29 protein-coding genes and 2 pseudogenes are annotated in these 26,345 nt (G+C 72.7%); 15 read left to right on the forward strand and 16 right to left on the reverse strand.

All coding sequences use genetic code 11. The features are described 5' to 3' along the window. Positions 1–45: 45 nt before the first annotated feature. The 3 genes from ABZ453_RS40395 to ABZ453_RS40405 all read right to left on the reverse strand — a co-directional run bounded on the left by ABZ453_RS40395 (position 46) and on the right by ABZ453_RS40405 (position 2,025). On the reverse strand, positions 46–216 hold the full coding sequence (locus ABZ453_RS40395) for a hypothetical protein (protein ID WP_359023314.1): 171 nt from the start codon (positions 214–216) through the stop codon (positions 46–48). 20 nt (positions 217–236) lie between these two features. Then, positions 237–716, reverse strand: a complete 480-nt coding sequence (locus ABZ453_RS40400) for an amidohydrolase family protein (RefSeq protein ID WP_359023316.1) — start codon at positions 714–716, stop codon at positions 237–239. Positions 717–783: 67 nt separating this feature from the next. Further along, complete coding sequence (locus ABZ453_RS40405) at positions 784–2,025, reverse strand: MFS transporter (protein ID WP_359023318.1); 1,242 nt, start codon at positions 2,023–2,025, stop codon at positions 784–786. Between the two features lie 142 nt (positions 2,026–2,167). On the opposite strand from ABZ453_RS40405, the gene ABZ453_RS40410 reads away from it, so the two are divergent. After that, complete coding sequence (locus ABZ453_RS40410) at positions 2,168–3,088, forward strand: LysR family transcriptional regulator (protein WP_359023319.1); 921 nt, start codon at positions 2,168–2,170, stop codon at positions 3,086–3,088. A 4-nt stretch (positions 3,089–3,092) separates the two neighbouring features. On the opposite strand, the gene ABZ453_RS40415 is transcribed toward ABZ453_RS40410, so the two are convergent. Then, positions 3,093–3,512 carry a CoA transferase gene (locus tag ABZ453_RS40415; protein ID WP_359023321.1) on the reverse strand — a complete coding sequence of 140 codons (420 nt, stop codon included), beginning with the start codon at positions 3,510–3,512 and terminating at the stop codon, positions 3,093–3,095. 326 nt (positions 3,513–3,838) lie between these two features. Between ABZ453_RS40415 and ABZ453_RS40420 the strand changes: the two genes are divergently transcribed. The 4 genes and pseudogenes from ABZ453_RS40420 to ABZ453_RS40435 all read left to right on the forward strand — a co-directional run bounded on the left by ABZ453_RS40420 (position 3,839) and on the right by ABZ453_RS40435 (position 5,455). After that, complete coding sequence (locus ABZ453_RS40420; protein ID WP_359023323.1) at positions 3,839–4,087, forward strand: hypothetical protein; 249 nt, start codon at positions 3,839–3,841, stop codon at positions 4,085–4,087. Beyond that, on the forward strand, positions 4,084–4,626 hold the full coding sequence (locus ABZ453_RS40425; RefSeq protein ID WP_359023324.1) for a DoxX family protein: 543 nt from the start codon (positions 4,084–4,086) through the stop codon (positions 4,624–4,626). Before ABZ453_RS40420 ends, ABZ453_RS40425 begins: the two co-directional genes overlap by 4 nt. A 41-nt stretch (positions 4,627–4,667) precedes the next feature. Further along, positions 4,668–5,059 (forward strand): annotated as a pseudogene (locus tag ABZ453_RS40430) (NAD(P)-binding domain-containing protein). A 9-nt stretch (positions 5,060–5,068) separates the two neighbouring features. Next, entirely contained in the window at positions 5,069–5,455 is a 387-nt protein-coding gene (locus ABZ453_RS40435; protein WP_359023326.1) for an NAD-binding protein, read from the forward strand. Between the two features lie 87 nt (positions 5,456–5,542). Here the strand turns inward: ABZ453_RS40435 and ABZ453_RS40440 are convergent, their stop codons facing one another. Then, positions 5,543–6,754 carry an MFS transporter gene (locus ABZ453_RS40440; protein WP_359023328.1) on the reverse strand — a complete coding sequence of 404 codons (1,212 nt, stop codon included), beginning with the start codon at positions 6,752–6,754 and terminating at the stop codon, positions 5,543–5,545. A 178-nt stretch (positions 6,755–6,932) separates the two neighbouring features. Continuing rightward, positions 6,933–7,391, reverse strand: coding sequence for a MarR family transcriptional regulator (locus ABZ453_RS40445; protein WP_208785055.1), 459 nt, complete (start codon positions 7,389–7,391; stop codon positions 6,933–6,935). A gap of 88 nt (positions 7,392–7,479) precedes the next feature. On the opposite strand from ABZ453_RS40445, the gene ABZ453_RS40450 reads away from it, so the two are divergent. Beyond that, entirely contained in the window at positions 7,480–8,034 is a 555-nt protein-coding gene (locus ABZ453_RS40450) for a 2'-5' RNA ligase family protein (protein ID WP_359023330.1), read from the forward strand. On the opposite strand, the gene ABZ453_RS40455 is transcribed toward ABZ453_RS40450, so the two are convergent. Further along, positions 8,031–9,053: a helix-turn-helix domain-containing protein gene (locus ABZ453_RS40455; RefSeq protein WP_359023332.1), complete on the reverse strand. Its 1,023-nt coding sequence runs from the start codon at positions 9,051–9,053 to the stop codon at positions 8,031–8,033. The genes ABZ453_RS40450 and ABZ453_RS40455 overlap by 4 nt on opposite strands. A gap of 362 nt (positions 9,054–9,415) precedes the next feature. Continuing rightward, positions 9,416–10,387: an alpha/beta hydrolase gene (locus ABZ453_RS40460; RefSeq protein ID WP_359023334.1), complete on the reverse strand. Its 972-nt coding sequence runs from the start codon at positions 10,385–10,387 to the stop codon at positions 9,416–9,418. Between the two features lie 110 nt (positions 10,388–10,497). Here ABZ453_RS40460 and ABZ453_RS40465 point away from each other — a divergent pair. Then, positions 10,498–10,725 (forward strand): annotated as a pseudogene (locus tag ABZ453_RS40465) (hypothetical protein); the annotation flags it as partial. Here ABZ453_RS40465 and ABZ453_RS40470 read toward each other — a convergent pair. Beyond that, positions 10,722–11,489 (reverse strand): FkbM family methyltransferase, encoded by a 768-nt coding sequence (locus tag ABZ453_RS40470; protein WP_359023336.1) that lies wholly within the window; start codon positions 11,487–11,489, stop codon positions 10,722–10,724. The pseudogene ABZ453_RS40465 and the gene ABZ453_RS40470 overlap by 4 nt on opposite strands. A 115-nt stretch (positions 11,490–11,604) precedes the next feature. Here ABZ453_RS40470 and ABZ453_RS40475 point away from each other — a divergent pair, with 115 nt between their 5' ends. Beyond that, the gene (locus tag ABZ453_RS40475) at positions 11,605–12,486 is read left to right on the forward strand and encodes an LLM class F420-dependent oxidoreductase (RefSeq protein ID WP_359023338.1); all 882 of its coding nucleotides are present in this window, start codon (positions 11,605–11,607) and stop codon (positions 12,484–12,486) included. A gap of 2 nt (positions 12,487–12,488) precedes the next feature. Here ABZ453_RS40475 and ABZ453_RS40480 read toward each other — a convergent pair whose 3' ends face one another. Continuing rightward, positions 12,489–12,680 (reverse strand): hypothetical protein, encoded by a 192-nt coding sequence (locus ABZ453_RS40480; RefSeq protein WP_208785045.1) that lies wholly within the window; start codon positions 12,678–12,680, stop codon positions 12,489–12,491. Positions 12,681–12,799: 119 nt separating this feature from the next. On the opposite strand from ABZ453_RS40480, the gene ABZ453_RS40485 reads away from it, so the two are divergent. Then, positions 12,800–13,705, forward strand: coding sequence for a LysR family transcriptional regulator (locus ABZ453_RS40485; RefSeq protein ID WP_359023341.1), 906 nt, complete (start codon positions 12,800–12,802; stop codon positions 13,703–13,705). A 53-nt stretch (positions 13,706–13,758) separates the two neighbouring features. Here the strand turns inward: ABZ453_RS40485 and ABZ453_RS40490 are convergent, their stop codons facing one another. Continuing rightward, the gene (locus ABZ453_RS40490; protein ID WP_359023343.1) at positions 13,759–14,322 is read right to left on the reverse strand and encodes an NAD(P)H-dependent oxidoreductase; all 564 of its coding nucleotides are present in this window, start codon (positions 14,320–14,322) and stop codon (positions 13,759–13,761) included. A 100-nt stretch (positions 14,323–14,422) separates the two neighbouring features. Here ABZ453_RS40490 and ABZ453_RS40495 point away from each other — a divergent pair, with 100 nt between their 5' ends. Continuing rightward, the gene (locus ABZ453_RS40495) at positions 14,423–15,103 is read left to right on the forward strand and encodes a helix-turn-helix domain-containing protein (protein WP_359023345.1); all 681 of its coding nucleotides are present in this window, start codon (positions 14,423–14,425) and stop codon (positions 15,101–15,103) included. A gap of 370 nt (positions 15,104–15,473) precedes the next feature. Here the strand turns inward: ABZ453_RS40495 and ABZ453_RS40500 are convergent, their stop codons facing one another. Both ABZ453_RS40500 and ABZ453_RS40505 read right to left on the reverse strand, forming a co-directional pair. Beyond that, complete coding sequence (locus ABZ453_RS40500) at positions 15,474–16,604, reverse strand: NAD(P)/FAD-dependent oxidoreductase (RefSeq protein WP_359023347.1); 1,131 nt, start codon at positions 16,602–16,604, stop codon at positions 15,474–15,476. Further along, positions 16,601–17,293 carry a TetR/AcrR family transcriptional regulator gene (locus ABZ453_RS40505; protein WP_359023349.1) on the reverse strand — a complete coding sequence of 231 codons (693 nt, stop codon included), beginning with the start codon at positions 17,291–17,293 and terminating at the stop codon, positions 16,601–16,603. The genes ABZ453_RS40500 and ABZ453_RS40505 overlap by 4 nt, the downstream gene beginning before the upstream one ends. Before the next feature lie 118 nt (positions 17,294–17,411). Here ABZ453_RS40505 and ABZ453_RS40510 point away from each other — a divergent pair, with 118 nt between their 5' ends. Genes ABZ453_RS40510 through ABZ453_RS40520 form a run of 3 tightly spaced genes read left to right on the forward strand, consistent with a single transcriptional unit; the run spans position 17,412 to position 21,121 of the window. After that, a complete protein-coding gene (locus ABZ453_RS40510) occupies positions 17,412–18,458 on the forward strand; it encodes a LacI family DNA-binding transcriptional regulator (RefSeq protein ID WP_359023441.1) in 1,047 nt (348 codons plus the stop codon). 17 nt (positions 18,459–18,475) lie between these two features. Beyond that, positions 18,476–19,654 (forward strand): 4-hydroxybenzoate 3-monooxygenase, encoded by a 1,179-nt coding sequence (locus tag ABZ453_RS40515; RefSeq protein WP_359023351.1) that lies wholly within the window; start codon positions 18,476–18,478, stop codon positions 19,652–19,654. A 30-nt stretch (positions 19,655–19,684) separates the two neighbouring features. Further along, positions 19,685–21,121 carry a benzaldehyde dehydrogenase gene (locus ABZ453_RS40520; RefSeq protein WP_208785394.1) on the forward strand — a complete coding sequence of 479 codons (1,437 nt, stop codon included), beginning with the start codon at positions 19,685–19,687 and terminating at the stop codon, positions 21,119–21,121. Positions 21,122–21,745: 624 nt separating this feature from the next. Here ABZ453_RS40520 and ABZ453_RS40525 read toward each other — a convergent pair. Both ABZ453_RS40525 and trxA read right to left on the reverse strand, forming a co-directional pair. After that, complete coding sequence (locus ABZ453_RS40525; protein ID WP_359023353.1) at positions 21,746–21,949, reverse strand: hypothetical protein; 204 nt, start codon at positions 21,947–21,949, stop codon at positions 21,746–21,748. A 190-nt stretch (positions 21,950–22,139) separates the two neighbouring features. Further along, positions 22,140–22,526, reverse strand: a complete 387-nt coding sequence (gene trxA / locus ABZ453_RS40530; RefSeq protein WP_359023355.1) for a thioredoxin — start codon at positions 22,524–22,526, stop codon at positions 22,140–22,142. Between the two features lie 121 nt (positions 22,527–22,647). Between trxA and ABZ453_RS40535 the strand changes: the two genes are divergently transcribed. After that, positions 22,648–24,081, forward strand: a complete 1,434-nt coding sequence (locus ABZ453_RS40535; RefSeq protein ID WP_359023357.1) for an NAD(P)/FAD-dependent oxidoreductase — start codon at positions 22,648–22,650, stop codon at positions 24,079–24,081. A 28-nt stretch (positions 24,082–24,109) separates the two neighbouring features. Here the strand turns inward: ABZ453_RS40535 and ABZ453_RS40540 are convergent, their stop codons facing one another. Then, positions 24,110–24,754 (reverse strand): peptide deformylase, encoded by a 645-nt coding sequence (locus ABZ453_RS40540; protein ID WP_359023359.1) that lies wholly within the window; start codon positions 24,752–24,754, stop codon positions 24,110–24,112. 146 nt (positions 24,755–24,900) lie between these two features. Between ABZ453_RS40540 and ABZ453_RS40545 the strand changes: the two genes are divergently transcribed. Continuing rightward, positions 24,901–26,301, forward strand: a complete 1,401-nt coding sequence (locus ABZ453_RS40545) for a PepSY domain-containing protein (RefSeq protein WP_359023361.1) — start codon at positions 24,901–24,903, stop codon at positions 26,299–26,301. Positions 26,302–26,345 lie beyond the last annotated feature (44 nt).

Consider the following 26,345-nt stretch of genomic DNA (forward strand, 5'->3'; position numbering starts at 1 on the left):
GCACGTTCTTCGAACCTCAAGCCGTCCCCCAAGCCGCCTGAAACATCACCAATCAACCGCCCCGCCCCTTGACGAAAGAGATAGGGGCACCCCCCATGACGTGAACGCGCCCGCCGCCACCCGTACCCGCTCGGTGAGTTGGGTGAAGAAGAGCCGCAGCGGGCCGTCGACGATCGCCTCGGCGTCACCGAAGCGGTCGGCCGCGCTCAGCACCATCCGGGGGATGGTAGGCCAGTTCATGCCGGTATCAGCCGCGACAGGTTGCCGTCCATGATCTTCGCCTGGTCGCTCTCGCTGAGGCCCTGGATGGAGTCGACGTAGGAGGTCGGCTGGGCCAGGCCCTCGGGGTGCGGGTAGTCGGACCCGAACAGGATGCGGTCCACGCCCATGAGGTCGGCGAGTCCGCCCAGGTCCTCCTCGTGGAACGGGCTGACGTGAATGCTGTTCTTCAGCGACTCGTACGCGGCGAAGGTGTTGGCGAACTCGGTGTCCCCGCCGCCGTCGTCCGATATCTGTCGTGCCGTCAGAACGGTTGCCTTGTTGGGTACTTGTTCCGTCGTGCCGTCGAGTTCGGCCTCACGGTAGATCACCACGCCGCGCCGTTCCAGAGCGGCCAGGCAGTTCTCGGCGACGCCCCGGTCGACCAGCCGGTTCCCGGTGAGGCCGATGATCTCGACGCCGGTGGCGGGGGTGAGTTCGGTGACGGTGACGGGCATTCGCAGGCGGCCCTTCTCTCGAGTCCCGTCAGTCCTCTTCTCCTCGCCGGAGAATGACGTTTTCGGATCAGAGTACTCCGTCCGCGCGCAGCGGCGCCATCTCCGGGGCGGGCTCGATGCGACGGGGGAGGAGCAGCGGTGTGGCCAGGGCGAGGACGCCCGCGATCGCGATCGCCGTGCGAGGGCCGGTGAAGCCGGCCAGCACACCCCACAGGGCCGTCATCCCGGCGGTCGTGGCCTTGGTGGTGACCGACCACGCGGACAGCGTGCGCGCGGCCAGGGCGGAGTCGGTCTGCCGCAGCCGGAGCGTGGAGTACACCGGATTGAAGACGGCGCACGACGTGATCACCCCGAGTTCCACGACCATGACGAGTACCAGTCCCACCGTGCCGGGCCGGACGAAGGCCAGGCCGATCGGCCAGCACGCCCGCAGCCGTCCGGACGCGAGCAGCACCCGCCTCTCCCCGAAGCGCGGCACGAGCCTGCGGGCCAGCCGCGAGCCGATGAGGCCGCCCACGCTGGGCACGGAGAAGGCCAGGCCGTACTGCCAGGCCGTGAACCCCAGATCGCCGACCATCAGCACGGCCAGCAGCGGAAGCGACACCATGATCATGGCGTTGTAGAGCACCGTGTTGCAGAACAGCGGCCGCAGCACCGGATGCGCGAGGATGTACCGCCAGCCTTCGAGGAGACCGCCCGCCCGCGCGGTGTCCGTCCGTGCCGGATGCGTCTCCGTACCGCCGATCGCCCGGATCCCGACGGCCGACAGCAGGAAGCTGACCGCGTTGACCAGGGTGGTCGTCACCGGCCCGAACACGCCCATGGCGGCCCCGCCCAGCGGCGGCCCCAGGATCGTCGCGGTCCACTGTGTCGCCTCGAACCGCGCGTTCGCGGCCAGCAGGTCCTCCGGCGGCAGCAGCGACTTGAGGAAGGCCCCACTGGCCGCGGTGAAGCCGATGTCGGCGGCACTGACCACGATCGACACAACCAGGAGTTGTACGAAGGTGAGGGCGCCGAGTGCGAAAGCGGCCGGAATGGTCAGCAACGCCGCACAGCGGACCAGGTCCATGGCCATCATCACGGGCCGCTTGCGCCGGAACTCCATCCACGGCCCCAGCGGTGTCGCCACCGCAGCCCCGACCGCGAGCCCGGCGGCCGACAGCACCGCCACCTCCATCGCCCCGGCGTGCAGCACGATCACCGCGATCAGCGAAAACGCGTCGAAGGCGAGCCACGTTCCGAGCGCGCTGACGGCGTAAGCCCCCCACAGCCACTCGAACCGCCGCCCCAGCGAACGTCCGCCCCGCATGCCCGTCCCCCGTCCCGCGCCCATCCCGACCGGCGACATCAAAGCCGCTCGGCGGGCGCTGGGGCAAACAACCGACACGCTTGCCCCGCGACAACCACGCGTTGTGGGAAACCGCTCGACCGGACGCGGTAGAAAGGGGGCCGTGGATCTCGACGCAGTACGCACCTTCGTGGCCGTCGCGGACGCCGGACGGTTCCGGGAAGCCGCCCTCGCCCTGTCCGTCACCCAACAGGCCGTCTCCAAGCGGGTCGCCGCGCTGGAGAAGGACCTCGGGGCACGTCTGTTCACCCGCACGGCCCGCGGGGCGCAGCTCACCGTCGACGGGCAGGTCTTCCTGCCGCACGCCCGCGAGCTGCTGCGGGCCGAGGAACAGGCGGCGTCCTCCGTCCGCCCCGGCCGCCGCGCCCTGCGCGTCGACGTCATCGGCCGCCGGCTCGCCCCGGCCGACCTGGTACGGGACTTCCATCGCGCCCACCCCGAGACGGCCCTGGACGTCGTGACGCTCTTCGACGCGGAGGCGGCGGTCGCGGCGGTGCGCGCGGGCACCGTCGACGCGTCCTTCCGCGCCCTCACCCTCCCCGCCCGGCAGCTGCCCGAGGGCATCGAGGCGGCCCGCGTCCACGACGAGCCGCTCCAGCTCCTCACCGGTCCCGGGCACGCGCTCGCCGCCGCCCGCGCCATCACCCCCGCTCAGCTCGCCGGGCACCGGATCTGGATGCCCGGCAACGTCGCCGGCACCGAGTGGGCCGCCTTCTACGACGACCTCGCCGCCGCCTTCGGCTTCACCATCGAGGTCACCGGCCCCGACTTCGGCACCGAGCCCCTCCTCGACACCATCGCCGACTCCCCGCACCTGGCGACCTTCGTCGGCGTCCAGACCCGCATGGTCTGGCCGGCCGACCACGATCTGCGCCGCATCCCCCTGCGCGACCCCACACCGGTCTACCCGCACTCACTGGTCTGGCGCGCCGACAACCCCCACCCGGCGCTCGCCGCGCTCCGCGCCCACCTCGGCACCGCCCGGCGCGACGCGCACAGCTGGACCCCCAAGTGGGCCCGCTGACGGGCTACGTCACCGCCCCCGCCGCCTTCAGCGCCAGGATCCGCTCCCAGCCCAGGCCCAGCTCCATCAGCACCTCCTCGGTCTGCGCCGCGAACTCCGGAGCCGGTCCCACCTCGGGCGCCGTGACGTGGAACTGCACCGGGCTCGCGACCAGTTCGAGCTCCCCGGCCCGCACGATGTACTCGTTCGCCCGCACCTGGGCGTCGGCGGCGACCTGCCGGGAGTCCTGTACGGGGACCCAGGGCCCGGCGAGCGTCGCGAACCGCTCGCTCCACTCGGCCAGCGTGCGGGTCGCGAAGACCTCGCGCAGGATCTTGACGGCCTCCTCACCGATCCCGCACGGCGCGTCGACCTCGCCTACGCGGCCCTGGCCCGACTGCTCGCCTCCCGCCCGACCGGAGCCGGCGTCTTCTTGATGGCTCACTCGGCGGGCAGTGAACTGGCCGTGCGGATGGCCGCGGACAGTGGGGTCTGCGATCGTGTGAGTCGTTGCGTGGACGCGAAATCCTCGGCCTAGAGATCGCCGGCACCGGACGCCACCACCACCCGCGCTCCGTCGCCTTCCTGGACTCGGAGAGCAGGACCTGAACCGGGCCCGCACCCGACTGCGTGAAGCGCTCTGGGGCGCGGGCCACTTGTACCCACCGGAGGTCTTCGCCGGAGCGAGCATCGCCGCCGCCTCCCTACGAGTCCGCGGCACGCGAATGGCGGTACGAGTTCCCGGAGTTGGCGGCGCGCGTACGGATCCCCGTGCGCTACCGCCTCGGCGACCACGAGGAAGTGTGGAGCCCCGGCCCCGAGGCGCCGGCCGACATCGCCTCCCTTTTCACGGCATCCCCTCGCACGCGCATTAACGAACAAGCCGACAGCGGGCACAATCTGAGCCTCGGGCATTCGGCCCGGGCCTATCACCTGAACGTGCTGTCGTTCGTCGAGGAGTGCGCGGTGACCCGAGAGGCCGACATCGCCGCGCCCCCACGAGAGGGGAGAGCGGAATGAACCAGACGGATGTGGTCGCGACTCTGCTGCGCCTGGTCCTGGGCGTCGTCATGATCGCGCACGGTCTCAACCACTGGCGCGGCGGCGGCCGTATCGCCGGCACCGCCCGCTGGTTCACCGGCCTGGGCCTGCGCCACGGCGTGCTCCAGGCCTGGATGAGCGTGGTCACCGAGATCGGCGCCGGCGTCCTCCTGCTGGCCGGCCTGCTCACCCCGCTGGCCTGCGCGGCCGTCATCTCGGTGATGTTGGTCGCCGGCCTCCTCGCCCACCGCCCCAACGGCTTCTTCGTCTTCAAGGAGGGTTACGAGTACGTCCTGACCCTCGCCGTCGTCTCCCTGGCGCTGGCCGTGCTCGGCCCGGGCGGCGCCTCCCTCGACGAGGCCGCCGGCATCGACGTGTCCGGATGGGCGGGCTTCGGGATCGCGCTCGGCGTGGCCGTCGTGGCGACCGGCGGTCTGCTCGCCACGTTCTGGCGCCCCCAGCGGCCCGTGCCGGAACCGGCGCCGAGTCCCGAACCCCTTGAGCAGGAGGCCAGTTGACGCGTGTCCGTTTCATCGGCCTGGGCAGCCAGGGCGCTCCCATGGCCCGCCGGATCATCGACGCGGGCTACGAGACGACCCTGTGGGCCCGCCACCCCGCCACCCTCGTCCCCTTCGCCGGCACCCCGGCCAGGCGGGCCGCCTCCCCTGCGGACCTGGCCGTGGCCAGTGACCTGGTCTGCGTCTGTGTCGTCGACGACGCGGACGTCGAGGAGGTCATCACCGGTGAACGCGGTGTCCTCGCCGGGCTGCGCAAGGGCGGGGTGATCGCCGTGCACAGCACCGTCCACCCGACACCTGCCGCCGCCTCGCCGACCGCGCCCGCACCCACGGCGTCTCCCTCATCGACGCCCCGGTCAGCGGCGGCGGCCCCGCGGCGGCCGAGGGCAGGCTGGTGGTGATGGCGGGGGGCGAGCCCGGAACGGTGGCCTAGTGCCGGCCGGTGTTCGCGACCTACGGCAACCCGGTCGTCCACATGGGGCCGCTCGGCACCGGACAGCTCGCGAAACTCCTCAACAACGGGCTGTTCACGGCCAATCTGGCCACGGCCGCCGACACCCTCGCCCTGGGCCGCGACCTCGCGATCGCCCCGGCCGCCCTCGCCCAGGTCCTCGCGCACGGCAGCGCCGGCAGCTTCGCCCTGAACCGCGTCGCTGCCGCCGGCCGCACCCTCGACCGTCTCGCCGCCCACGCCGGACCCCTGCTGCGCAAGGACGTCCGACTGGTCACCGACGTCGCCGAGGCGGCCGGTGCCGAGCCGGACGTGGTCACGTCGGCCGCGACCGCCGCGCTCGCCCTGATGAACAGGCACCAGCCGACGCCCGGTTGAGGCCTCCACGGCGTTCCTTCGCGAGCCGGCCCGTGACGCGGGGCCGCCAGGTGTCAGTGCCGGGCCGTGACATGAGGCCGCCAGACGTCAGTGCCGTGCCGCGGCCGACACGCTCTCGGGTACGGCGGACGAGGCGACGACCCGCCCGGCAGGCCGTCGGCGGCGGTCCAGGAACGCCGCCAGGACGGAGAGCAGCAGCGCGCTGCCGGCGAGAAGCGCGCCGATCCAGTTCGGGGAGGTGTAGCCGAGCCCGCCCGCGATGGCGACGCCGCCCAGCCAGGCGGCCAGCGCGTTGCCGAGGTTGAAGGCACCGATGTTGGCGGCGGACGCCAGGGTCGGTGCGGCCGCGGCCTGGTCCAGCACCCACTTCTGCAGCGGTGGCACGGTGGCGAACCCGAGAGCGCCGATCAGCGCCAGCGTCAGCGCGGCCGGTACCTTGTCGTGGGCCGTGACCGTGAACAGCAGCAAGGCCAGGGACAGTGCGCCCAGCGCGGTGAACAGCATCGGCATCAGCGCCCGGTCGGCGAACCGGCCGCCCACCAGGTTGCCCAGGAACATCCCCCCGCCGAACAGCACCAGCAGCCAGGTGACGGCGCCGGACGAGTAGCCGGCGACCTCGGTCATCATCGGCGTGATGTAGGTGATCGCGGCGAACACGCTCCCGAAGCCGAGCACCGTCATCGCCATCGCCAGCCAGACCTGGACGTTGCGGAAGGCGACGAACTCGGTGCGCAGGGTGTGGGTCTCGGGCCGGCCCGTCTCCGGCACCAGCCTGGCCACACCGAGAAGGCCCACGACGCCGAGCGCGGCGACGCCGGCGAAGGTGACCCGCCAGCCGGCGGCCTGTCCGACGTACGTCCCCAGCGGGACGCCCACGATGTTGGCGACCGTCAGACCCGTGAACATCAGCGAGATCGCCGAGGCCTTCTTCTCCGGTGCGACCAGCCCGGCCGCCACCACCGATCCGATGCCGAAGAACGCGCCGTGCGCGAGCGAGGCGATCACCCGGCCGAGCAGCATCACCGCGAAGACGGGCGCGAGCGCCGACAGGACGTTGCCCACGACGAACACGCCCATCAGGAACATCAGCATCTTCTTGCGGGAGACCCTGGTGCCCAGGACGGTCAGCACGGGCGCGCCCAGGACCACGCCCAGCGCGTAACCGGAGACCAGCCATCCGGCGGTGGGGATGGAGACCCCGAAGTCACCCGCGACCTGGGGCAGCACGCCCATGATCACGAACTCGGTGGTGCCGATCCCGAAGGCCCCGATGGCCAGGGCCAGAAGGGCGAGAGGCATGGGAGGAACCTTCCAGAAGATTGCTTGTTGCGCTTACGAGCGTCGACAATAGTTGCATGCGCGGGATAAACGCAAGCGCAGAGAATGTCGGGTGCCGATAACACGCGTGTGCATGTATCTGTCCAGGGGAAAGCCCCCGCGACGAGCGTGCTCACGGGGGCTGGGGGGCTCGGGGCTGTCAGACGGGCACGCGCAGGGTCTCGACCGCCTTCACCAGCGGGGCGAGCTCCGGATTCCGGGCGGCCTCGTCGAGGGCCTCGCGCAGGGCCGCCTCGTTGGTGGGGCGGGCCTCCTCCAGCAGCTTCAGGCCGGCCTCGGTGACATTGGTATAGATGCCGCGCCGGTCGGTGGGGCACAGGTAGCGCGTCAGTAGCCCGCGGTCCTCCAGACGGGTGACCAGCCGGGTCGTGGCGCTCTGGCTCAGCACGACCGCGTCGGCGACCTGCTTCATCTGCAGATGGCCGCCCTCGCCGTCGTGCTGCCGGCTCAGCACGTCCAGCAGCGAGTACTCCCGCACGCTCAGATCGTGCCCGGCCTGAAGCGCGCGCTCGATGTGCGCCTCGATCCTGCCGTGCAGCAGCGAGAGGGCGCACCAGCCCTGGGCGAGAGCCGTGAGCGCGGGGTCGGTGGCGGTCATGGCCCCAAGGATAAGTCACCGGTGAAATTACCGGCGGGAGCATGTAGGGCGCGCGTGCAAGCGGCTCCTGCCTGCTACACATCGTGCCGTGGCGGACACTCCCCAGGGATTCCAGGCAGGACAGACGGCCCTCGTCGTACGGGTCCCCGAGGCCGAACCGGCGGTCGGGACCTGGCGCGAACGCCTCGACCCGACCTCCCGGACGGGAGTCCCGGCCCATGTCACCGTGCTCTTCCCCTTCCTGCACGCGGACACCGTCGACGACGCGGTCCGCGCCGCCCTCGAGGAGGTGATCGGCCGGCACCGGCCCTTCCACGTGCGGTTCGGGCGGTCCGGCCGCTTTCCCGGGCTGCTCTACCTCGCTCCCGAGCCCGACGCCCCCTTCCGCCGCCTCACCGAGGAGATCGCCGAGCGCTGGCCGGAAGCGCCTCCGTACGGCGGAAAGTACGAGCCGGTCCCGCACCTGACCGTCGCCCAGACGCACGACGAGAGTGTTCTGGCCGAAGTGGAGGCCGAGTTGGCCGTCCACCTTCCCGTCGCGGCTCGCGTGGCCTCGGTCGACCTCGTGGTCTTCGACGGCAGGGGGTGGCGGCAGCGGGCGGCCTTCGCGCTGGGGCGCCCCGACGCGCCGGGTGACGCCTAAGGCCTCGCCAAGTGGCGCATGGTCAGGGCCAGTTGCAGTCTGAGACGGCCCTGCGGGGTGCGCAGGGGCCAGCCCAGCAGGTGTTCGGCCTGGGTGAGGCGGTCCTGGAGCGTCGAATGGTGCACGTTGATCTCGGCGGCCGCCGCCCGCTGGCTCGCCGTGGCGGCCACGGCGTGCAGGGTGGTCAGCAGACCGGGCACCGCGGCCGCCGCCGCTTCGACGGCACGCACATCGGGCGGCGGTTCGGCACCGGGTACGACCAGATCCGCGAGCAGCGCGATACCGCCCAGCTCATCGGCGTACACCACGCGGGGACCGGGATCGAGCGGGGTGCCGTCGGCCGTGAACCGCAGCGCCGTGCGGGCGGCGGCCGAGGAGGCCGGCAGCTCGAGCACGGGAACGGCCGGTCCGACCCCGAGGCGACCGCCGGGCAGCTCCGACTCCGCGGGACGCCCGCCCCCGGGGGTGACCAGGACGCGGGGCGGCCCGTCACCCGGAGCGACAGCCCGCAGTCGTACGGCGGGATCGGCGGGGTCGACGCCCAGGCGGCGAGCCGCGTGCAGCCGCGTCGGCTCCACGACCGTGCCGTCCAGCAGCGTCTCGATCAGCGCGGGATCATCGGCGGCGGACGCGGGCGCGCGACCCCGGGTACGGTCCAGGACGAGTCGCACCGCGCCCGCCGCCCGTTCCAGGATCACCGCGTCCACCACGCTGGGCACGGTCCCGGCCCGTTCCAGCCACAGGGCGGGGACACCGCCGGGCTCCAGTGCCGCACATGGCCAGTCGGGGTCCGGCTTGGTCTCCGAGTCCTTGCGCGTACCGTCCGGCTCGACCCGCACCCGCACGTGCCGTGCCGCGTCGACCAGCCGCGCCGGGCACCCGGCCAGCACCGCCGCCCCACGCACCAGGGCCTCCAACCCGGCCCTGCTCTCGGCCAGCCGGTCGAAGTAGGAGATGACCTGCACCGCGGCCCCGGCATCCGGGTCCACCGCGGTCAGCCGTCCCGCCAGCTCTTTCATACGCACATGGTGCGCCATCGGAGCGCCGGGTGGGACCCTCGGGACGGCGCTCATGCTCGGTGCGGGCGGCAGGTCACCCGCCGTCGGCCCGTCGCGCGCCCGGCACGGCAATCGAGGACGGAGCCGTGCGCGGGGGATCTGCCGTGCGTGTGTCGGCGGTTGTCCTGGGGTCGCGGCCACCGTGCGTGTGCCCGCCGTCGTCCCGGGGTGGCAGCCACCTCGTCAGTGCATGCCGTCGCCCCGGGGTGGCAGCCACCGTGCCAGGGTCAGCCGCTGCCCCGGGGCGCAGCCATCTCGCCGGTGCCGGCCGCCGCCCCGGAACCAGCGCCGCCCCGCCGCCCCGCCGCGCCGTCCCGGCTCCGTCAGCCGATGAGCCTGCGCAGCCAGTTCACATGGGCCGCTCGGGACGCCTGGGACAGGGACGCCTGGGGGGCGAAGCCGTCGAAACCGTGGAAGCCGCCCGGCCAGACGTGCAGTTCGGCGACGCCGCCCGCCTGCCAGATGCGGGAGGCGTAGGCGACGACCTCATCACGGAAGGTCTCCGCGGAGCCGACGTCCAGGAAGGCCGGCGGCAGGTCGGTGAGGTCCTCGGCGCGGGCGGGCGCGGCGTACGGGGAGACGTCCGGGCCGCCGCGCGCGGCGCCGAGCAGGGCCGTCCAGCCGGTCTCGTTGGCCGTGCGGTCCCAGACGCCGAGGCCCGCCATCTGGTGGCTGGAGGGAGTGTCATTGCGGTCGTCGAGCATCGGGCACATCAGCACCTGCCCGATCGGCCGGGGGCCCTTGCGGTCGCGGGTGAGCAGGGCGAGCGCCGCGCTGAGCCCGCCGCCTGCGCTGGCTCCGGCGATCACGATCCGTTCGGGATCGGCGCCGAGTTCGGCCGCGTGCTCGGCCGTCCAGACCAGTCCGGCGTACACGTCCTCGATCGGTGCCGGGTGCGGATGCTCCGGCGCCAGCCGGTACTCGACCGACACGACGACCGCGTCCAGCTCCTTCGCCCAGGCGAGCGGCACGTCCACGCCGACCCGGTTGTTGCCGATGATCATGCCGCCGCCGTGCACGTGGTAGACGAGCGGGCGCGGCCCGGCCGTCGGCTCGGCGGCCGGGCGGCAGATGAGCAGCGAGATGTCCGGCGCGTTCTCCGGCCCGGGCACGGTGCGGTCCTCGACCTCGAAGAAGCCGTCCGCCGTGAGGTCGAGCTGGGCGAGCATCTCGATGCCCGGTCCCTGGCGGACGGTGTCGATCTCGTCCAGCGTGAGCCCGGGCGAGATCATGTCCTTGATCAGCTCCAGTGCTCCGGCGAGCTCGGGGTCGAACGGGGGCGGCACCAGGGTCATGGCTTTCTCCTCACGCGGGGCGCGGCGGCTCGTGTCCGACATGATCGGGCCACCGGTCGCCGTCCGGACCGCCGCCGTCCGGCGGAACCTGCCCGCCAGGCGGCGGGTCCTTCTGCCTCTTCGGGGCCTTCCTGATCTGGACCGCCTGGAAGCTCGTGCAGGACGCCCGCAAGGAGGAGCACGAGGAGGACGTCTTCACCGGGAACGCCTTCGCCCTGATGGGACTGCGCCGGCTCCACTTCCTGATCGACGGACTGCTCAAGCGCCTCCTGGCGGTCACGACCTGCACCTGCCTGCGCGCCTCCGAGGGACGACAGGCACAGGAGTCCGTCGCCTAACGGGCCCTCTTCGCCCGCATCATCACACAGTCGAACTCGACCACCCGGCCCGTGGCGGGGTCCCGGGAGACCGAGTACAGGCCGGTCGTCTCGAAGCCGGCGGCCTCGTACGCGGCCACGGACTCGTCCATCCGCGGGCTGCCCTCGTACAGCCGCAGCAGGGCGACCTCGGACAGCAGGCCCACGAACTCCGCGATCCGGTCCCCGGCGCCCGTGAAGACCTCCAGGTCGTAGCCCTGGGTGTCCATCTTCAGGAACGGGCGCGGATCGTCGATGCCGTCGAGGGCCTCGTCCAGCACGTCGGCCAGGCGGCGGACGCGGACCTCCTCGGTGCGGGTCTCGGTGAAGCGCTCGTAGCGGGCGCGGCCGTAATCGCTGGGCGGCAGCAGCGAGTTCATGGTGTCCCACCCGGTGTGGACGGCCGTGACGCTCTCCTCGCGGCCCAGGGCGAGCCGGTGCACCCGCCACTCGGGGTCACCGGCCGCCGCCTCGGCCAGCCGCTCGAAGGCGGCGGAGGCGGGCTCGAAGGAGACGATCCGGCCGGTGTAGCCGAGCTCGCGCAGTTCCCTGCCGTACTGACCGGTGTTGGCGCCGACGTCGAACACGCAGTTGACGTCGTACAGGTCCAGCATCTCGCCGACGTGCTGATGGCACAGGAACTCGGAGGCCAGCGACTGCAGATCGCGCCCGGTCTCGTCCGTCGCCCCCGCCCGTACGCCCGACTCGGGCAGCAGGTCGCGCAGTCGTTCGTAAAGGGTCCGCATTCGATCATCCTCGCAGAGACGATCGGACGCGCGCGGCCCCGGTACTTGACTTCGAGAGCGCTCGAAGATCTAGCGTCACCGATGACGTCGAAGACGCGGGCGAACGGAGAACGACATGCGGGTGGGCGTGCACATCAACCGGTTCGACCACGGCGCCGGTGCGCCCGCGCTCGGCGCCGAACTCGCCGCCGCGGGCGCCGCGGCCGAGGCGGCCGGGGTCAGCTGGCTGTCGGTGATGGACCACTACTTCCAGATGGAGTTCAACGGCGGCGCCGAGAACCCGATGCTGGAGGCCTACACGACCCTCGGCTATCTCGCCGCCCGCACCTCCACCCTCCGGCTCGGCGCGCTGGTCACCGGAGTGACCTACCGCCACCCCGGTCTGCTGGCCAAGATCGCCACGACCCTCGACGTGCTGTCCGGCGGACGCGCCACCCTCGGTATCGGGGCCGCCTGGTACGACCGGGAGCACGCCGGGCTCGGCGTGCCCTTCCCGCCGCTGGCCGAACGCTTCGAGCGGCTGGAGGAGGCGCTGCGGATCTGTCTGCAGATGTGGGACCCCGAGAACAACGGCCCCTTCGAGGGCCGGTACCACCGCCTGGCCGAGACCCTGTGCGTCCCGGCGCCGGTCGGCAGCCCCCACCCCGAGATCATGATCGGCGGGGGAGGGGAGAAGAAGACCCTGCGTCTGGTCGCCCGGTACGGCGACGCCTGCAACCTCTTCACGACCTCACCGGAGGAGGTCCGGCACAAGCTGGAGGTGCTGCGCGCCCACTGCGACAGCGAGGGCCGCGACTACGACGCCGTCCGCAAGACCGTCACGTACGGCGGCGAGCCCGCGACCGACGGCGACCTCGACGCGTTCCTGCGGGACATCGGCGGCTACACCGGACTCGGCATCGACACGGTGATCCTCGCCCCGCGCCGGGGCGAGACGGCGGCATGGATGGAGCGGTTCGTCGCACCGCTCGTGCCGCGCCTAGCCGAACTGGACTGACCTCACGCGGGCCGGCTGCGGGAGACGATACGCGTCCCGCAGCCGTCGACCGTCCGGACCTGCAGCGAACCGCACGCGCAACGCGTCCACAGAGTGGTCCCGGCCGCCGTGACGTGCCGGGAGACCACCTGGAAGGGCTCGGCGCCGTCGGGCCAGCCGCAGTGCGGGCAGGCGGTACCGGTGGTGCTGGTCATGGCTGTGTGCTCCTCGTACGTGGTGACAGGCGGACCGTCGCGACACAGCCAAGGGTGCGGCGAGGAATCCGTTCACGTCCAGGTTGACTTTCCGGACGTCACCTTGAAGCGTGGGCTTCATGATTGACCTGCGCCGGCTCCATGTCCTGCGGGCGGTCGCGCACTACGGCACGGTCACCGCCGCCGCCCAGGCCCTCCACTTCACCCCGTCCGCGGCCTCCCAGCAGATCCGTCAGCTCGCCCGCGACCTGGGCGTCGACCTGCTCCAGCCGCAGGGGCGCGGGGTACGACTGACCCCGGCCGCCGAGAGTCTGCTCGCGCACGCCGACGCGATCCAGGCCCGCTGGGAGCAGGCCGAGTTCGATCTGCGGGCCGACCACGGTGACCCGGCCGGGCCGCTGCGTGTGAGCGGGTTGTCGGTGGCCGCCTCGGTGCTGCTCGCCCCGATGGCGGCCCGGCTCCAGAAACGGCATCCCCGGCTCTCCGTCCGCATCCGGGAGGCGGGCGTGCCGGAGAGCTTCGACCTGCTCTTCGAGGGGGAGGCGGACCTGGCGATCGTCGAGGCCACCCCGCACAACCCGCCGCTGGGCGACGCCCGCTTCGACCAGCGGGCGCTGCTGGACGACCCGTTCGACCTCGTCGTACCGGACGGGCACGAGTTGGCCGGGCGGGCGCGGGTCGATCTCGCGGACGCGGCGCGGGAGGCCTGGATCGCGCCCATGCCGGAGAGTCCCTGCCGTACGCATGTGATGTCCGCGTGCGGCGAGGCCGGGTTCAACCCCGACGTGGTTCACCTGGCCCAGGACTGGAACGTCACGGCCCACCTGGTCGCGGGCGGGCTCGGCGTGGCATTGATCCCGCGCATGGCGCAGCTCACCCCGCGGCTGCCGATCACGCGCGTGCGCTGCGCGGGCAACCCGCACCGCAAACTGCTGACCTGCACCCGCCGGGGCGGCCGGGAGCGGCCCGCGGTGGCGGCCGCCCTCGGGGAGCTGCGCGATCTGGCGGCGACGGCGGTGGCCTGACGCATGGAAGGGCCGCGGCCTCTCGGCCACGGCCCTTCCGTGCGGGGCCTGGGTCAGGCGGCGACGGCCTCGCCCGCGTGGCCGTGCAGACGGGCGACGACCTCGGTCAGCTGGGCGGCGACCTCGGCGTCGTCGGCCGGGTGGGTCTCGGCGAAGCGGGTCAGCGAGCCGGGGATGGACAGCTTGAGGTCCTCGATGACCTTGCCGCCGGCGATGCCGACGGCCTTGCGGGCCTCGTCCTGCGCCCACACGCCGCCGTACTGGCCGAACGCGGTGCCGACGACGGCGACCGGCTTGCCACCGAAGGCGCTCGCGCCGTAGGGGCGGGACAGCCAGTCGATGGCGTTCTTCAGGACGGCCGGGATGGTGCCGTTGTACTCGGGGGAGAAGAGCAGGAACGCGTCGGCGGCCTGGGCTGCGGCACGCAGACGGGCGGCGGCGGCCGGGACGTCGCCCTCGACGTCGATGTCCTCGTTGTAGAACGGGATCTCGGACAGGCCCTCGAAGATCTCGACGTCCGCGCCCTCGGGCGCGAACTTGACGGCCGCCTCGGCGAGCTGGCGGTTGGTCGAACCGGCGCGAAGGCTGCCGACGAGCGCGAGGATGCGGACAGACATGGGGGACTCCAAAGTGCTGAAACATTGCCGTTACGATCCGGACCGAGGTCCGTTTTATTTTCTAGCACCATAACCGGACCGCGGTCCAGTTTTCTTCCCGATGCTTTACGCTGTCTTCATGTCCGCCTCCCTGCCGCCGTTCCCGACGCCGCAAGAGCCCGTCGGTGAGCCCGAGTTGCTGCAGCTCGGCACCGCCGAGGAGCACCCCTGCCTGCGCGCCGACGCCGCGCGCAACCGGGCCAGGCTGCTGGAGGCCGCGGCGCGGCTGATCGCCGAGCACGGTGTGGCCGGGGTGACGATGGAGGCGGTCGCCGCCGCGGCCGATGTCGGCAAGGGGACCGTCTTCCGCCGCTTCGGCGACCGGACCGGGCTGCTGATGGCCCTGCTCGACCACTCCTCGCGCACCCTGCAGGCCGACTTCCTGGGCGGTCCGCCGCCGCTGGGCCCCGGGGCGCCGCCCCTGGAGCGGCTGCGGGCGTTCGGCGTGGCGGTGCTGTACCGCTCGGCCGAGCAGCTGGACCTGCAGTTGGCGGCCCAGTCGGAGCCGACCCGGCGCTTCGGCCACCCCTCGGCGCGGGCGATGGCCATGCATGTCACCGTCCTGCTGCGGCAGGTCGTGCCCGACGCCGACTGCGAGCTGCTCGCCCAGACGCTGATGAGCTACCTCGACCCCGCGCTGATCCACCACCGCACCCGGCAGTGCGGCATGCCGCTGGAGCGGCTCGAGGCCGGCTGGGTGGACCTGGTCGCCCGGGTGACGGGCACGGAGCCGCCGCGTTGAGCCGGGCTTCGCTTGCCCGGTGAGGCGACGGGGGCGCCAGCGCTGGGTCGGGTGACTGGTTGCCAGAGGGGCGGTGCGGAACGCCGCCCGGAGCCTCGCTCTACCGTGCGTGCGGTTGGTCGGCCCGGTGGGGCTATGAAAGCCGCCGCGCTGAGCCGGACTCCGCTTGCCCGGTGAGGCGGTGGGGAACGCCGGCGTTGGGCGGGGTGGGGTCGTGCGGGTGGCTGGTTGCCCGAGGGGCGGTGCGGAACCGCCGCCCGGAGCCTCGCTCTAGCGTGCGTGCGGTTGGTCGGCCATACGTTCGGTTGCTCTCTCGCGGGTGCGGTTGGTCGGCCGGGGGACGGTATGAAAGCCGCCGCGCTGAGCCGGCTCAGTTCTGCGCGGTGAACATCTCGACCAGGCGCCGGGGGGCGTCGGCGCGGAACAGCAGCTCGCCCTGGTGCGCCGACCCCGTCGCCGAGAACTCGCTGCGGGGGAACATCTTCTCCTCGTAGGCGGCGAGTGCCTTCTCGGTGTCTTCCGGGTGCGCCACCAGCGCGAGGCCGAGTTCGGCCCCGTCCAGCAGGGCGAGGTTGGCGCCCTCGCCGGCGAACGGGGACATCAGATGCGCGGCGTCGCCGAGCAGCGTGACGCCCGGGACCCGGGCCCAGCGGTGGCCGACCGGCAGGGCGTGGATCCGGCGCGGCACCAGCGCGCCGTCGGCCTCGGCGACCAGCGCCCGCAGGCCCTTGTCCCAGCCGGCGAACTCCTCGAGGACCCGCGTCCTGGCCCCCTCGACGTCGGTGAAGTCGATGCCGTCGAGCCACTCCTCGGCGCACTCCAGCGCGGCGTAGACATGCAGACTGCCGTCGCTCTCACGGTGCGCGAGGAGGCCCCGGCCCTCCCCGAGCGCGAACAGCATGCCGCCGCCGACCACTTCGGCGCCCACCGGATGCCGTACGTCCGCGTCCCGCAGGTCCGCCTCGACGAAGGAGACGCCCGTGTAGCGGGGCCGGGCGTCGGACACGAGCGGACGTACCGTCGACCAGGCGCCGTCCGCGCCGACCAGCAGATCCGTGGTGAAGGCGGTGCCGTCGGCCAGGGTCACCTCGTGCCGGCCACCGCCCACCGGCCGCGCGCCGACGACCTTCGCCCCCCAGCGGACGGTGTCCCGCGGCAGCGAGCCGAGCAGCAGGTCGCGCAGATCGCCGCGGTCGATCTCGGGACGCCCGCCGTCCTCGTCGGGCCGGTCCAGGAGGACCGTCCCGTCCGGCTCCAGGACCCGGGTGGCCTGCCCGCCCTGATGGACGCGGGCCAGGAAGTCCTCGTACAGGCCCGCGGCGCGCAGCGCCACCTGGCCGGAGTCCTCGTGGATGTCGAGCATGCCGCCCTGCGTACGGGCGGCGGGGGAGGCGTCCAGTTCGTGGACGACCGCCCGGACGCCGTGCACGTGCAGCACGCGGGCCAGAGCGAGGCCGCCGAGACCTGCGCCGATGATCGCGACGGGGTGGTGGGTGGTCATGTCGTGTCTCCTTGGGGTCGGTCGGGTACGGCGGTCCGCTCGATGCCCGCGATCAACGCCCGGAACGCCCAGGACAGGCGCTCCTCGGGGGCCCCGGCGAGCAGTGCGCCGCCGAGTGCGGCGATGCGCGGGTGGGTGCGGTCGGACAGGCCGGCCAGGGTGCGGCGCAGGGCGTCCCAGTCCTCCTCGGATGCCTCCTCGACATGCTCGGCGGCCGTGGCGGTGGCGTGCTGCAGCAGCAGATCCACGCCCCAGGCGGCCTGCGCGGGCGGCACACCGCCCTCGTCGAGCAGGGCCAGCAGGGTCTCGATCAGGTTCAAGTAGTGCGGTCCGCTCGGCCGGGCGGTGAGGGCGGAGCGGGCCAGGGTCGGGTGCTCGAAGAGCATCGCGGTGTACGCGGTGAGCACCCGCTCCAGCCGCTCGCGCCAGTCGCCCCCGGCGGGGGCCGGCCCGACGGTGCCCAGCAGCTCGTCCAGCACGGCCGCGTGCAGCTCGGCGGTGTTGCGCACGTACACGTAGAGCGATGCCGGGCCGGTGTCCAGCTCCTGCGCCAGGCGCCGCATGGTCACTTTCCCCAGGCCCTCGGCCCGCAGAATCGCCACGGCTGCGGCGACGATGCCCTCCCTGGTCAGGGCGGGCTTGGCGGGCCGCTCGCGACGGCTGCGGGGGGTGTCGGGTCGGTCGGTCATGATGGGAACTGTAACGAACATGTTCGTCGCGAGCAAGTTCGTGACGAACATGTTCGTCCATGCGTGGCGCCGGCTCCGTTCCGCCCCCACCGGGGCAGCCGCCTCCGCTTCTGCGAAGATGCGGTACGTCATGGTGCAGATACCGAAAACGCCCGAGCCCGCGTTGCCCGCACCGCGCTCCGTGCCCACGAGCGCCGATGTGGCCCGCCTGGCGGGCGTCTCGCGCGCGACCGTCTCCTACGTCCTGAACAACACAAGCGCCGTCCGCATCAGCGAACCGACCCGGCGCCGCGTCCAGGAGGCCGCCAAGGAACTCGGCTACGTGCCGCACGCCGCCGCCCGCAGCCTGCGCGCCGGACACAGCCGCATGGTCCTGATGCCGGCCCCGACCATCCCGGTCGGCCCGCTCTACAGCCAGTTCATCAACGAACTGCAGTGGGCGCTCGGCCGCCTCGACTACACCGTCGTCCAGTACGGCACCGTGGGCCTGCACGGCGACGAGGCGGCCCGGGCCTGGGCGGAACTGCGCCCCGTCGCCGTCCTGGTGCCCGGCGCCGGCCTCGGCCCGCAGGGTGTCGCGGTGCTCAAGGGTTCCGGCGCCCGCGCCGTCGTCACTCTCGGCCCCGAGGCGGTCGAGGGCGCCCACGCCCTGCTCATGGACCACGAGACCGTGGGCCACTGCGCCGGCGGTCACCTCTTCGACCGGGGCCGGCGCCGCATCGGTGTCGTCGTACCCGAGGAGGGCGGCCTGGAGGTCTTCTCCCAGCCCCGTCTCGAAGGGGTGCGCCGCGCCCTGGACGGCACCGACGCCACCGTCACCGAGCTGTCCCTCGCCTACGCGGAGGAGTCCGCCGCGCGCCTCGCCGCCCGCTGGCGCGAACTCGACCTGGACGCCGTGTTCGCTTACAACGACGAGTACGCGATGCTGTTGATGCGGGCCCTGCAGGACGTGGGCGTGCGCGTTCCGGAGGAGACGGCGGTGATCGGTGCCGACGACCTCATGCTCGGCCGGCTGCTCAGGCCCCGTCTGAGCACGGTCCACATCGAGCTGCCGTCCGGCCGCGACCTCGCCGAACTCGTCGACCGCGCGGTGCGCAACCCCGCCGCCGCGCCCGAGACGCACAAGGTGCTCGGAGCCACGGTGGTTCACCGCGACTCCAGCTGAACCCAGGGGAGGCGTCCATGCGCACCACGGTCGGCATCATCGGCGGCGGCCCCGCCGGGCTCCTCCTCGCCCGGTTCCTGCACCGCGCCGGGATCGACTGCGTGGTCCTGGAGGCCAGGACGCGTGCGTACGTCGAGCACCGCCAGCGCGCCGGAATGCTGGAGCAGGGCACGGTCGACGCCCTGCGCGAGGCCGGCGCCGCCGAGCGGCTGAACGCCGAGGGCCTGGTGCACCAGGGCATCGAGCTGCGCTTCGACAGGGAACGCCACCACATCGACTTCCCCACCCTCACCGGCGGCCGCACGGTCACCATCTACGCCCAGACCGAGATCGTGAAGGACCTCGTCGCCCTTCAACTGGCCGACGGGCCACCGCTGTTGTTCGAGGCCGAGGCGCTGGGCATCGAGAAACCCGAGAGCGCCTCACCCGTCGTACGGTTTCTGCACGAGGGCCGCGAGCAGACGCTGACCTGCGACTGGGTGGTCGGCGCCGACGGCTTCCACGGCATCTCCCGCGACACCTTCCCCGCCGCCGTGAGCCGCACCTACGAACGCGGCTACCCCTACTCCTGGCTCGGCATCCTCGCCGACGTCGCGCCCTCCTGCGAGGAGCTGATCTACGCCCGCGGCCGGGGCGGCTTCGCCCTGCACAGCATGCGCTCCCCGCACGTCTCCCGTCTCTACCTGCAGGTTCCCAACGACAGCGACCCCGAGGACTGGCCGGACGACCTGATCTGGGACGAACTCGCCGCCCGTTTCGCCATCGACGGGGACTGGACCCTCGGCCGCGGCCCGATCACCGTCAAGTCCGTGACCCCGATGCGCAGTTTCGTGCACGAGCCGATGCGCCACGGCCGGCTGCTGCTGGCCGGCGACGCCGCCCACATCGTCCCGCCGACCGGCGCCAAGGGCCTCAACCTCGCCGTCTCCGACGTCCGTGTCCTGGCCCGGGCCTTCGCCGAACTGCACCGCACCGGATCCGAGCGGCTGCTCGACACGTATTCCGACACGTGCCTGGAGCGTGTGTGGCAGGCCACGCGTTTCTCGTACGACATGACTAAGATGTTGCATGCTCAACCAGATGGGGATGTCTTCGAGAACCGGATGCAGCTCACCCGGCTGCGCCGTATCACCGCATCCCGCCACGCGGCGGCCGAACTGGCCGCGAACTACGCGGGACTTCCGCTGACGACCTGAGTCCCGCCGGTGACGAAACGGAGAGCCGCCATGCCGTTGCTCGACCCGAAGACCTGGCAGTCCCACCCCTTGTCGGGGCCCGAGTACGCCGTTACGGAGCCCGCCACCGGGGACACGCTCGCCACCGTCACCCTCGCCTCCGCCGAGGACGTGGACAGGGCCGCCGAAGCGGCGCGCGCCGCCCAGACGGAATGGGCCCGTGCCCCGCACTTCGTCCGCGCCGCGGTCCTGCGCAAGGCCGGCGACCTGTTCACCGCTCACGCGGAAGAACTGCGGGAGTGGCTCGTCCGCGAGTCCGGTTCCATCCCCGGCAAGGCCGACTTCGAACTGCACGTCGCCGCCCAGGAGTGCTACGAGGCCGCCGCCCTCGCCTCCCGCCCCGCCGGCCAGGTCCTGCCCTCCGAGGCGCCCCGCCTGTCCTACACCCGGCGCGTCCCGGTGGGCGTGGTGGGTGTGATCTCCCCGTTCAACGCGCCGCTGATCCTGTCCATCCGCTCCGTCGCCCCGGCCCTGGCGCTCGGCAACGCGGTCGTCCTCAAGCCGGACCCGCGCACCGCCGTCTGCGGCGGGCTCTCCCTCGCCGCGGTCCTCGCGGAGGCGGGGCTGCCGGAGAACCTCTTCCACGTCCTGCCGGGCGGCCCGGACGTCGGCCAGGCCCTGGTCGCCGACCCGCGCGTCCCCGTCATCTCCTTCACCGGCTCCACCGCCGCCGGACGCGCTGTCGGCGAGGCCGGCGGACGCCACCTCAAGCGCGTCCACCTGGAACTCGGCGGCAACTCCGCCATGGTCGTCCTGGAGGACGCCGACCTCGACGCCGTGATCTCCACGGCCGCCTGGGGCTCCTTCTTCCACCAGGGCCAGATCTGCATGACGACCGGCCGCCACCTCGTCCACCGCTCCCTCTACGAGGAGTACGTCGAGCGCCTCGCGGCCAAGGCCGACTCGCTCGCCGTCGGCGACCCGCACCGCGAGCAGGTCCACCTCGGCCCGATCATCGACGACGCCCAGCTCACCAAGGTGCACGGGCTCGTCGAGGCCAGCACGGCACGCGGCGCCAAGGTGGCCGCCGGCGGCACCCACGACCGGCTCTTCTACCGGCCGACCGTCATCGCAGGGGTGGACGACCAGAGCCCCGCCTACGCCGAGGAGGTCTTCGGCCCGGTCGCCCCGGTACGGCCCTTCAGCACCCCCGAGGAGGCGGCGGCCCTCGCCTCGGCCGGCGAGTACGGTCTGTCTCTCGGCATCGTCACCCGTGACACCGCCCGCGGCCTCGACCTCGCCGAGCGCATCCCGACCGGCATCGTCCACATCAACGACCAGACGGTCAACGACGAGGCCGTGGCCCCCTTCGGCGGCGTGGCCGCCTCCGGCACCGGCGCCCGCTTCGGCGGCGAGGCCAACCTGGAGGCGTTCACGGACGTGCGCTGGACGACCGTGCGCGGCGACGTGGCGCCGTACCCCTTCTAGCCCCGGGCCCGCGAGGGCGTGTTGCGAAAGCGGCGCCGGCGAGGCCGCCCTTCGGCGACGACGCCGCCTTCGCAACCGGTGCCGGCGTGCGCCAAGCGCTCCGCTGGAAGTGCCGCGCTGTGCCGTCGGTCGTCCGCGGCGCCGTCGTGGCCGGTCGCGCAGTTCCCCGCGCCCCTTCGGGGGCGTTACCGAACCGCTGCGGACTTCACCATGTCCGCTTAGCCGTGCGCTAGCCGGTGTACAGCCGGTAGAGACGCTCGATCCGCGCCGCCTGCCGGTCGCGGCGTTCGGCGACGGACGAGTTCGTCATGGTGCTCGCGCATCGCGGCCCGCTGGCACGCGGACTCCACGGCGAACCAGATGCCCACCAGGTTCGTCCGCGTCTTGCACGCGACGTCTGCCTCGGCCTGCGCGATCTCGGCGTGGGTCGCGGCCGGCGGGTCCGTCGACGGGTCACGCCGGCCGCGCCACGGCCGGTATTGGCCCAGGCGTCGTAAGGCCGCGAGGTGTCGTACAACAAGAAGTCGCCCTCGCCGAGACCGGTCTCCTGCCGGCAGCCCGACATGCCCATGGTGCCGCGGGTGACCAGGGCGAGCCCGAACAGCTCCGGGTCACCACGGCGGATCAGCGACGGAGAGCGGCGCGAGCGCGGCGCCGGGTCGAGAGCGAGGACACCCGGGTCGCCCCCAGGTCCAGGAACAGGGCGCTCGCCCGGAAGTCGTCGGCGTACGCGCTCGTCACCCGCGTCGGCGCCAGAGCGCGGTCCACCAGTTCGCACCACCGGGCGAACCGGTCCCCCCGCGGTAAGTCCTCGCTGCGTAGGGTCATGGCGGTCACCCTGCGTCACTCTCCCCCGGCCGCCCCTGCGGCACCCGCACAGCATGACCACAGGCGGGAGCCGGGGAAATCGACCACAGGGTAGACAGGACTGTGAACCTCCGCGGTAGTCGCGCAGGGCCTACGCCGCAGGGCGGATCGCTTTCAGGTCAGTCCGCATCGGTGCCGGGCACCGCGTCCGTCACTGACCGTTCTGCTCGGCCTGCGCCTGCTGTGCGGCGACGGCCTTGCGGACCTCGTCCATGTCCAGCTTGCGTGCCTGCCCGATGACGTCCGCCAGCGCGGCCTCGGGCAGGGCGCCCGGCTGCGCGTACACGGCGACCTGGTCACGCACGATCATCAGCGTGGGGATGGACTGGATGCCGAAGGCCGCGGCCAGCTCCGGCTGCGCCTCCGTGTCGATCTTGCCGAACACCAGGTCCGGGTTGTCCTCGGCCGCCTTGTCGTACACCGGCGCGAACTGACGGCACGGCCCGCACCAGGACGCCCAGAAGTCGATGAGAACGAATTCGTTCTCCGTGACCGTCTGGTCGAAGTTCTCCTTGGTGAGCTCCACGGTGCTGCTCATGACCTGAATTCCCTCTTCCTGCTGTCGGGGCGAAGCCGACGGCACAACACGGCCGGCCCATCACGTATTCCGCGCCCCTACCCGTGTGGCCTCAACGCACACCACCCACCAGACTGACCCCATGACGGAAACGGAAACCAACGCGTACGACGTCGTGGTGCTCGGGGCCGGGCCCGTGGGGGAGAACGTGGCCGACCGCACCCGCGCGGCCGGCCTGTCCACCGCGGTCGTGGAGAGCGAACTGGTCGGCGGCGAGTGCTCGTACTGGGCGTGCATCCCCAGCAAGGCCCTGCTGCGCCCGGCCATCGCCCGCGCCGACGCCCGACGCGTGCCCGGTCTGCGCCAGTCGGTGCAGGGCCCCCTCGACGCGGCCGCGGTCCTCGCGCATCGCAACTACTACACCTCCGACTGGCACGACGACGGCGCGGCGACATGGCTGGACGGCATCGGCGCCGACCTCTACCGCGGCAAGGGCCGGCTGACCGGCCCCCGGACCGTCACCGTCACCGGCTCGGACGGCGCGGAGCGCGTGCTCACCGCCCGGCACGCCGTCGCCGTCTGCACCGGCACCGACGCCGTACTGCCCGATCTGCCCGGGCTTGCCGAGGTGAAGCCGTGGACCAGCAGGAACGCCACCAGCGCGCAGGAGGTCCCGGGCCGTCTCGTGGTGGTCGGCGGGGGAGTGGTGGCCACCGAGATGGCCACCGCCTATCAGGCCCTCGGCTCGAAGGTCACCCTCCTGGTGCGCGGCAAGGGCCTGCTGCCGCGGATGGAACCCTTCGCCGGGGAGCTGGTCGCGGAGGCGCTGGCGGAGGCCGGCGCGGAGGTGCGGACCGGTACGTCGGTGGAGTCGGTCGTCCGGGAGAACGGCACGGTCGTCGTCATGACCGGCCAGGGCGACCGCATCGAGGCCGACGAGATCCTCTTCGCCACCGGCCGCAAGCCGCGCACCGCCGACATCGGCCTGGAGACGGTCGGCCTGGAGCCGGGCGGCTGGCTGCCCGTCGACGACAGCATGCTGGTGTCCGGCAGCAGCTGGCTGTACGCGGTCGGCGACGTCAACCACCGCGCGCTCCTCACCCACCAGGGCAAGTACCAGGCGCGCATCGCCGGTGCCGCCATCGCCGCCCGTGCCTCCGGCGTGCCGATCCTGGAGTCGGACCCCTGGGGCGCGCACGCGGCCACCGCCGACCATCACGCGGTTCCCCAGGTCGTCTTCACCGACCCGGAGGCCGCGGCCGTAGGTCTGTCCCTCGCGGAGGCCGAGCAGGCCGGTCACCGCGTGCGTGCCGTGGACGTCGAGATGTCCTCCGCGTCCGGAGCGGGCCTGTACGCCGACGGCTACCGGGGCCGGGCCCGCATGGTCGTCGACCTGGACGAGGAGATCCTGCGCGGCGTCACCTTCGTCGGCCCCGGCGTCGGTGAGCTCATCCACTCGGCGACGGTCGCGGTCGCGGGTCAGGTCCCGATCAGCCGGCTGTGGCACGCCGTTCCGTCGTTCCCGACGATCAGCGAGGTGTGGCTGCGGCTGCTGGAGGCGTACCGGGACAACTGACGACGCCCGCGCCCGGACGCCTTGCGGCCTACGGGAGTTCGAAGCCCAGCGCCTCCGCGGCCTCCTGCGGTGTGGGCCGCGTCCAGCGCTGGGCCATCGCCTCGTTCGAGGACAACGACCGCAGCTCCGCCCGGTCGAGGTAGAGCGTGCCGTCCAGGTGGTCCGTCTCGTGCTGCACGATCCGCGCGGGCCAGCCGGTGAACACCTCGTTCACCGGCCGTCCGTGCTCGTCCTCGCCCGTCAGCCGTACCTCGGCGGCCCGGGCCACCACGGCCTGCCAGCCCGGCACGCTCAGACAGCCCTCGAAGAAGGCGGCGCGAGCGGCGCCGACGGGTTCGTACGACGGATTGACCAGGACCCGGAACGGCTGCGGCACCCGCCCCCGCGCCACCCGCACCTCCTCCGGCACCGGCGCCGGGTCCTCGATCACCGCGATCCGCAGCGCCACGCCGACCTGCGGCGCGGCCAGGCCCACGCCCGGCGCCGCGTGCATGGTGACACGCAGGGCCTCGACGAAGCGGGCCAGCAGGGCGGAGTCGAGCTGTCCGTCGAAGCGCTCGGTGCCACGCCGCAGGACGGGATCACCGGCCGTGACGATGGGCAGCGGGCCGTCGGCGGCGAGGAGTTCCTCGACCTGCTCGGCAAGTGACGGGTGGTTACGGGGAGTTGCCATGCGGTCAGCATGCCATGAACGGTCGGGGACGGACGTAGTGCCGTGTGACGCACGCCACTTGGCCCTCCGGGAACTCGGCGTCCGCCTCCCCCGACTACTGGACCGTCACAGCACCACACCGTCCCGTCCCCCGGAGAAGCCCGCCGATGTCCACCGCTCCCTCACCCACCAAGGACGAGGCCCCGAAAGCCGAACCGGCCCCCACGGCCTCCCCAGGCCCGTGGGCCTCTCTGCGGCCCCTCGTCCTGCGGCTGCACTTCTACGCCGGAGTGCTCGTCGCCCCCTTCCTGCTCGTCGCCGCCGTCACCGGTTTCCTCTACGCCGGCGCCTTCCAGGCCGAGAAGCTCGTGTACGCCCACGAGATGACCGTCGCCGAGGTCGGTGACACCAAGCTGCCGGTCTCCGAGCAGGTGAGCGCCGCCCGCAAGGCCCATCCCGAGGGCACCGTCTCCGCGGTACGGCCCTCCCCGGAGGCGGACGCCACCACCCGGGTGCTGCTGTCCGGTGCGAAGGGCGTGGATCCCGACCACGCCCTCGCCGTCTTCGTCGACCCGTACACCGCGAAGGTGCGCGGGGCCCTCGAACAGTACGGTTCGACCGGCGCGTTGCCGCTGCGGACCTGGATCGACGACTTCCACCGGGACCTGCGCCTCGGCGACACCGGCCGCCTCTACAGCGAGTTCGCCGCCAGCTGGCTGTGGGTGATCGCGGCCGGCGGCCTGGCGCTGTGGTTCTCCCGCCGCCGAGCCCTGCGCAAGGTCCGCGGCACCAGCGGCCGGCGCCGCACGCTCGGCCTGCACGGCACCGTCGGCCTCTGGACCGCCGCCGGCTTCCTCTTCCTGTCGGCGACCGGACTGACCTGGTCGACGTACGCCGGCGCCAACATCGACGAACTGCGCACCTCGCTCGGCCAGGCCACCCCGTCCGTCTCGGCCACGGCGGGCGGCGACCACGCGGGCCACGGCGCCGCCGCCTCCGCGGGCGGGGGCGAGCACGGGGTCGGGCTCGACAAGGTCCTGTCCGCGGCCCGCGCCGAGGGATTGACCGACCCGGTGGAGATCGTCCCGCCCGCCGACGCCGACTCCGCATACGTGGTGCGGCAGATCCAGCGCAGCTGGCCCGAGAAGCAGGACTCCGTGGCGGTCGACCCGGGCACCGGCGAGGTCACCGACGTGCTGCGGTTCGCCGACTACCCGCTGCTCGCCAAGCTGACCCGCTGGGGCATCGACCTGCACACCGGGATCCTGTTCGGCCTGGTCAACCAGCTCGCCCTGATGGCCCTGGCACTCGCCCTGGTCCTGCTGATCGTCTGGGGCTACCGCATGTGGTGGCAGCGCGGCCGCGGTTCCGCCTTCGGCCGGCCGCTCCCACGCGGCGCCTGGCAGCAGGTGCCCCCGCAGATCCTCGTCCCGTGCGTCGCCGTGATCGCCGTACTCGGCTGTTTCGTCCCGCTCCTCGGCATCCCCCTGGCGGCCTTCGTCGTCGCGGACGTGCTCTACGGCGAGATCGCGCACCGGCGCGCCCGCGCCTCGGCGAGCCCTACGTAGAACACGACCGGGCCCGGCTCCTCGGGGAGCCGGGCCCGAGGTGT

The organism is Streptomyces sp. NPDC005799 (assembly GCF_040630525.1).
Taxonomy (GTDB): Bacteria; Actinomycetota; Actinomycetes; order Streptomycetales; family Streptomycetaceae; genus Streptomyces; species Streptomyces griseorubiginosus_B.